A 6,966-nucleotide genomic window follows, 5' to 3' on the forward strand; every position below is an offset into this window, starting at 1 on the left:
GATTTTGAGCTTGGCACGTCGATGGTTAGGCTCGAACGCTGCCTTGCGCTCCTCGCACAGCATCTGGTCAATCAAGTCATCTGAGAGCTGCTTGCGAAGAAAATTCTCGGCAGAACTGATGTTAGGATTGAAAGCTGCGAGGTCATCGAACGTGAGCTTGCGATCTGCGAAATAATATCTACGTAGGATGAAGGGAGACCAGAGGAAAGACCGTATGTTGTCAAGGGCTTGGTCTGTCTCCGCCCATCCCTCGACACGGCGAAGCTCGTTGAGGATATTGTGCCTTGCCATGTCTCGGCTGTAGGTCAGCTCACGCTCCAAGGCATCGACACGAGCCTGTGAGGCAGGTGCGATGTTGTCGTTGCTGACCACCCCGAAGCCATTGTCGGTCATGATGATGTCTTGCGAGTGCAGACGGTCGAGGAAGGTGGCGAGTATCACATAGCCTGTGACGTGGCGCAGCAGGGGCGATCCCTCCTGGGTCGCCTCGCTCTCATGGTCGGTATTGACGACATCTGCCACGAGGTCGTTGTATGTCTGCTCGAAGGATGGCTCAATCTTGGTGAAGACATCCTCGGAAGCGGCTCTCACGAATGGCAAGAGCTGCTCAAATTGGTCAGCTGTTATTTTGATCATCTTCTTGCTTTGAGTTTGGGTTGTTTGAAACTTTCTTGGCATCCTTGTTCTCATCAAGGGTGGTGAGCATGATGAGTGGCACGTCTGGATAGACCTTATCCTCCCAGTGGTTGAAATAGATGATAACCCAGTGGACAGTCTCCATGAGATCATGGAAGGCTTTCTCTATCGACTGCTTGAGCGTGAAGAGCTCTCGCTTGTCGGATCCTGAGTTGTTGGTCTGACTCTTGCCAGGAGTAGCACCCACGAGGTTAGGATGGATATTGTCTGCATAACATTGCATATTGTTGCTCTCTGCGATGTCGTCGCTGTAGTCGCCTCCGTCCTTAGAGGTGTCGATGCGAGTAATCTTGACCATGTTAACCTCCTTGCCGTCTGGGGTAGTGTAATATCCCGCCACCCACAGTTTGCCGCTGTTCTCTATGCCAGAGATGAAGGACTTGATTTTTTCTTTTTCCTGGAGCTTACGCTTTTTCTGATCTTCTTGATTGGTGATGTGCTCTTCCTTGAAGATGCCGCGCCAATAGTCGTTGTGGATTTCCACGAGGTAGGGGATAGCGGCATGGTTTCTGAGCTTCGACATCTTGCCGATGGCGATGAGTCGGGAGATATCATACCATTTATCTCTGAAGATAGCACTGTAGTAGGGAACTGGATAGTATTGACATCCGGCAGTAGGGAAACGTGTCACGATGGCAAATACACGCGCCTTGGTGCGAGGACCATTGCCGCCTTGCCGTGACTTCACCTGTCCGCTCTGCCCCTTCAGCCCCATGCGCTCCTGCAGGTCGCCAAGCGGGTCGAGTTCGTCGAGCAATGGGATAACCTCTATGTTCTCAGGTTCCAGCGTATTGCGCCAATTAGCGTAAAGCACGTATTCGGAGCGACCGTTTTTGCTCTGCGTGAATCTGCAGTAGCAAGCCTCCTTGTGTCGGACGGCCACGATGCGGTCGCCCTTCTTGTTGAGGATGATAGCCGAGACGCAGAAAAAGAAATACTTCATATCCGTAATTTGCTCCAGGAAGAATCGGCTCAGAGAATTGTGCATCTTGAAGAGATTGACATCCTTGTCGTCGCTTGGCAGTTTGGTTTTGATGTCGTTGTATTGGAATCCAAGACCGTAGCAGGTGAGCACGTTGAAAAGTTTGTTCTGTGCCATCACGCTGCTCTCTCCGATGCTTTTGATGAGCTGGTAGGGTAGAAGGTTGTCTTCACCGAAGGGGATATAGGTGTAGTTTTTGCCATCGCTTGCCTTGACGGTCATCGTGTCTGTGATGCCGTCATCGTCGAAGATGCCAGAAGACTCCACGAAACCGCCCGTAGGGTTGTATGCCTGGTAGCTCATCACGTCGCCCATGGTGGCGAAGGTAATGTCTATGTTTTTGTCGTCCATTGCTATAAGTATATTGGGTGATTATTGTATCTGAAGATGAAAACGTCGCGCACCTTGCGCACCTGGTTGTTGACGGGGTTGCGAAGTCGGTGTGTACCCTCTCGCCAGTTAGAGGACGTGACGAGCCAGCCACGGTAGTGGATGATGGATCCGTCGGATGCCTTCCAGCAGTCGATGTCAACAGGCGAGCGGTCGATGCGTGAGATATCGAGCGATCGGCGAAGCTCGTTGATATGTATTGCCTTGCTTGTATCAGCCATATATGCGAAAACTTTAAGGGTGAAACTTTAGTTGAACGTGTCGTCGAAGGAATCATCGAAGATGCGACCTTCGCCCATATTCTTGAACATCACGTTTTGGATGCGCTGTGCATACTGGTAGGTGAAGGTGAACTCTGGCATATCGTCAGCCTCATTGGTGCGCTCTGCCTTGGATTCAGTGATGGTGACTTGCTTGTCTTGTGAGTAATCCCTGAAAAGATAGATCTCGTCGGAGCGCAGCAGGTCTTCGGCGAAGTGAGTCATCGATGGTGGCAGGATGCCGGTGTCGCCCTCGAAGTTGCGTGTCTCCCTGATAGAATAGTTGATTTTCTTGCCTGAGATCACAGCGCTCTTGCGCTCGAACTCTGGTGAGATCTTTTTTTTGCCGAGACAGTAGAAAGTCTCCTGGCATCCGAAGCTGTTGGTAAAGAGCAGCACCGGGTCTGCCACGCTGCCGGTATGATCTATCTGGAACTCTTGTGTGCGCTTGCCCACGGTCACGGTATAAGCGAAGAGATCTCCATATACCTCGTTGTGGTATCTGTCGGGTGATACGTCGAATGTGGTGATGCCATTGACTGTGCGTGTCGGTGTGACATCAGCTGTGAAGGTGGCGGTGTTGACGGTATTAGCATTCTTGATGTATCGCGCCGTGACGGTCGCCTTGGTGCTGTCTGAGCCGGCTGCATGGAGATATTCTCGATGGCCGAGGCGCGTGAGTTTGGCGCCATCCAGGAGTGACATGAAGTATCGGTCGAGGAATGTTGCCGCCGACATATCGATGTCAACGGTGGCATAGTAGGCGGTGATGCTGCCGCTTGACCATGAGGCAGATTCTGTCTCACCTGTGTGCTCGGTGATGGAGATTGAGAATGTGGCAATCACAGTCGGGCGCACCGCATCGGCTATGAGCGTGCCGAGATCGTAGATGGTGATGTTGCTGGAGACGGGGTAGTATGTCTCGCTGAGCAGTTCTTCTCCTGCACAGGTGATGGTGACGGTTGCGCTGTCGCCACCTATCGAGAAGGAGAAGGTGTCGAGCTCACTGGTGAAGAGTGGTGATGTTGGTTTGGTGGCTTTTATCATGTCTTATCTTTTTTTCGTGCAAAGATAACAAGGTAGGGGAGAAAATAAAAATACGAGACCGTCATCACGACGACCTCGTATGTTATCTACTTTCTGGTAGAAAAGTAGTCAATATAGAAAAAAATGACTGTATTTTTTGTTATTCAGACATGGTATCCTTGATTATCCAGACGAGCCTGCCACCCTCAATCTGCATCATCTTATATCCATGCTCTACCATGTATTCTGTGATGGTAGAGATAGAGGCAAAGACCATCTCTTTGATGGCATCCTGTATATCCTTGGAAGAGAGGAAGTCAACGTGCTGATCATTTTGATCATCACATGGACCACTGCCTTCTAAGTAGGCATCAAGGGCTATTGTCACATAGTCAATCTTTGACTCTCGCTCCTGCGGCTGTGGCTTTTGCTCATTGTCGTAGGCAGCAAAGCCTATCGGTCGTTTTTTCATACCTTACCTCCTTTGGCCTCCAGGGCTACGTTGATGGTCTGAAAGAGGTCGCTCATACGCTTGAAAGCGTTGAGCATGAGCAGCACCTTGCCGGGACCTCCGAAATCGTCCACGCTGTTGGTTACTACCTCGTCTGATACAAGTTTGTCCTGTATGTAGTTGAGGTTCTCGATGAAATTGTCGAGCTGGTCAACATTCATCATATCTGCCAGCGCATTCCATACTTCCGTTGTCATGCGCAGATCGGTTGCATTATTCTCATTCATCGCTCATCCCTCCTTTCTTGTCTCTGGTCCAGCTTGGGTGCAGGAGACCTTCTGTATCTCCCGTGAGTACCCCCCCAGAATCTCTATAGCGCTCGAATATGTTGTGTCGCTCGCTCTGGATCTTCTCGTTCTCGGTAGCCCAGTGGTTCTTGGCTGAAGCCTTGGCTAAGTTGTGTTTGCGTCCTGCTTCGTGACGGTCTTTTTTCAGACTATTAGTATTGAGTATGTACTCCTTTTGGACTCTCTCATAGTCTTGTCTTGCGTTGTATAACAAAACTTTTTCCTGATACTCCTCTTCGATTATTTTATCAATGACTTTATCGTAATCGTCCTGTGCGTCGGCCATTCGCTGAGCGTAATCAAAGCGAAGCTCATTCAGCTTTGCCGTATTCTCCGCAAGAAGTTTATGGAACTCCTCGGTGGTGAGGTTGTTGGTCTCTATGTTATTTGAATTATTGTCTTTCATTTTCTTGTTCTGTTTAAAATGGTTTGTTAATTACGATGGCAATGGTTCCCACACCCGTGCCACTCTTCTTGAAGGCGCCTTCCTCTATCTCGTAAACCTGGGCGGAAACTTCTTCCAGGAATGCGCGGAAATCCTTGCATACCTTTTCCGAAGCCTGCTGCCAATGCCTGGAAGTAATGGCTGCCACGGTTCCGCCAGGCTTGAGATCTTGGTACATCTGCATCACATGCCTGATGTCCTGGTTCTTCGAGAAGGGAGGGTTTGCCACTATCAGGTCGTACTCCGAAGGGTGCTCTGCCTGAGTGAAGTCATCACCAAGCAGACGGATATGATCCAGCTTGGAAAGCTTCTCCTTATTCTCCGGCATCAGCTCGTAGCAATCTACTACCACGTCCGGCTGCACCCTGTGGATGGCTTCGATGATGGCTCCGGTTCCTGCACTAGGCTCCAGAACCTTACAGTTAGGACTGAAGTCGCCTGCCAGCGATACCAGCCAGTCAGCAACCTCGGGTGGCGTGGCAAAGAACTGGAAGTCCTTGGCCAGGTTGCAACGCTTGCCCTCCATCAGTATGCCTGCCACTCGGGTAGCGTCGAAGTCGAAGCTGAAGCCCTGCACCTTGCCTCCCGTCCACTTGCCGCCGGCTTCCTCTATCCAGAGCTTCACGTCGGCATAGGTCTTCTTGCTCAGTTGCACATTGGGCAGATAGAGTATATTGTCCTTGAATGTGCATTGCTTGAGCACTTCCTCTGCTGACAGCCTCTTTCCGTCCTGCTTGCCGGAAGACTTTTCGTCGATTTCGTCTGTAAAGTCAGGGGCAAGCAGATAGGCAAGCTTTTGGGTGAGACACAGCTCTGCATATTTCACTTCAGTAAGTAACTCCAACATTACCTCGAAGAAGGGTAAATCCACATGTCCTGTATCATCATAGATGTTCACATCCTTGAATGAATCACAAGTTGTATGAACGTTCGCTATGCTACCACGTAACATTTCTATTAAAGTCTCTTTTTTGTTCATCATGACTTTTCTGTAGATAAATCATTGTTGTGTCTAAGCTATTATGGCCAAGGAGTTCGGCAAGCTGCGTCACGTCCTTGTTCTTCTTGAGATACTGCTTGGCAAAGAAGTGGCGGAAGGCGTGGGCGTGCATCTTGCTCCTGGCTATACCCAGATGGTCGCCCCATCTCTTCAAGGCTTCAGAGAAGCCCCTGTCGGTCATGGGACCATACTTGCCGTTGCAGAGATGCCCCGTCTTGCCCGTCTTCTTCATATACTCCCTTACCTCCTGCTGAAGGCTTTTCTGAAAAAACACCTGGCGGAACTTGCTGCCCTTGCCCTTCAGAACCACCTCGCCGTTGGCTACATCCTCCCACGAGAGCTTCATGAACTCATGCAGGCGAAGGCCTGTAGTGGCCAGAATCCTCAGCCAGTAGTAAGGGTCCTGGTTGGGATTCTGCTTCAGATAAGCCAGCAGAGCCTGATACTCCTTCTCCGTAGGTATATTGTCCATAGAGAGCTTGCGCTGGGTTTTTACCCTTTTCACAGAAATGGGCTTTTTCGCAAACTTGGAGTATTTCACCAGGGCGCACATACGGTTGTTGATGGTAGCGGGCTTCATCTTCTGCTCTTCCAGCGTCTTCAGAAACCGCTTCACGTTTTCCTGGTTGAACTCGTCGGCATAAGAAAAGAAACTCCTGATGCTGCAGCGATAGGTTTGCTGGGTGCGCTCGCTGGCATCCGACTCAGCGTCCAGCCATTCGATGAACTCGTTCACCTTCTTCTCGTTTCGAGCACAGATATCTTCTTTCTTTTCCAGCGATTTCACCTTGCGCTTTGCCCGGCTGTAGCCCACGCCGATGAACGACAGGAAGTCGAGGATGGCATCAGTAGCACCGGGCATGGTGGAAAGCTCAGAAGCATGAGCCTGCCTGTATCTCCGATAACCCCTGCGGCTTATCTCGTCAGCTTCTTCAAGGAAGATGAGGACGTATTTTGCCGCAAGCCCTATCTTACGGTAGGTTGCCCCGCTCGAAGATAAATAACCTAAATAGCCTGTGTAGTTATTTTGCCTCTCTGTATCCATTTACCTTTTCGCTTCATCACATCACCTCCCCTCCGAAAAAGAAACCGCTGACTGCCACGATGGCCATCAGAGCCATCATGCCCACCATGACCTTGACGACATCGCCATAGGTAACTGTCTCGTCACAGAGGAAACTGAAGGTTTCGCTCTTGGTCTTGGCGAGCTTCTTGATTTCACACTTGAGGGCCTTGATACCCTCCTCAACGCTGATGCCTACAGGTCTCACCTGTGCATCATTTAATAAAATAGAATTCTGCATATTGCATCGTCTTATAACCATTAACAGCCGATTGTACAAAAGGGTGGCGGCTGCATTCCCCGTTG

General features: G+C 50.2%; 9 protein-coding genes. All 9 read right to left on the reverse strand.

Annotation, left to right across the window (positions count from 1 at the left end):
* The coding region (locus QVD32_RS12250) for a DUF6712 family protein (protein WP_287710268.1) at positions 1–636 on the reverse strand (636 nt) is incomplete at its 3' end.
* Complete coding sequence (locus QVD32_RS12255) at positions 617–2,029, reverse strand: hypothetical protein (protein WP_287710269.1); 1,413 nt, start codon at positions 2,027–2,029, stop codon at positions 617–619. The genes QVD32_RS12250 and QVD32_RS12255, both read right to left, overlap by 20 nt.
* A 287-nt stretch (positions 2,030–2,316) precedes the next feature.
* Positions 2,317–3,375, reverse strand: a complete 1,059-nt coding sequence (locus QVD32_RS12260; RefSeq protein WP_287710270.1) for a hypothetical protein — start codon at positions 3,373–3,375, stop codon at positions 2,317–2,319.
* A 139-nt stretch (positions 3,376–3,514) separates the two neighbouring features.
* On the reverse strand, positions 3,515–3,826 hold the full coding sequence (locus QVD32_RS12265; RefSeq protein WP_118120292.1) for a hypothetical protein: 312 nt from the start codon (positions 3,824–3,826) through the stop codon (positions 3,515–3,517).
* Entirely contained in the window at positions 3,823–4,062 is a 240-nt protein-coding gene (locus QVD32_RS12270; RefSeq protein WP_287710271.1) for a hypothetical protein, read from the reverse strand. Before QVD32_RS12270 ends, QVD32_RS12265 begins: the two co-directional genes overlap by 4 nt.
* Before the next feature lie 22 nt (positions 4,063–4,084).
* Positions 4,085–4,558 carry a hypothetical protein gene (locus QVD32_RS12275; protein ID WP_287710272.1) on the reverse strand — a complete coding sequence of 158 codons (474 nt, stop codon included), beginning with the start codon at positions 4,556–4,558 and terminating at the stop codon, positions 4,085–4,087.
* 13 nt (positions 4,559–4,571) lie between these two features.
* Positions 4,572–5,579 carry a methyltransferase gene (locus QVD32_RS12280; protein ID WP_287710273.1) on the reverse strand — a complete coding sequence of 336 codons (1,008 nt, stop codon included), beginning with the start codon at positions 5,577–5,579 and terminating at the stop codon, positions 4,572–4,574.
* Positions 5,536–6,642 carry a tyrosine-type recombinase/integrase gene (locus QVD32_RS12285; protein ID WP_287710274.1) on the reverse strand — a complete coding sequence of 369 codons (1,107 nt, stop codon included), beginning with the start codon at positions 6,640–6,642 and terminating at the stop codon, positions 5,536–5,538. Before QVD32_RS12285 ends, QVD32_RS12280 begins: the two co-directional genes overlap by 44 nt.
* Before the next feature lie 16 nt (positions 6,643–6,658).
* Positions 6,659–6,966, reverse strand: a 308-nt coding sequence (locus tag QVD32_RS12290) for a hypothetical protein (protein WP_287710275.1), incomplete at its 5' end; no start/stop codon positions are given.

This window comes from Barnesiella sp. (assembly GCF_022723415.1).
GTDB lineage: Bacteria > Bacteroidota > Bacteroidia > Bacteroidales > Barnesiellaceae > Barnesiella > Barnesiella intestinihominis.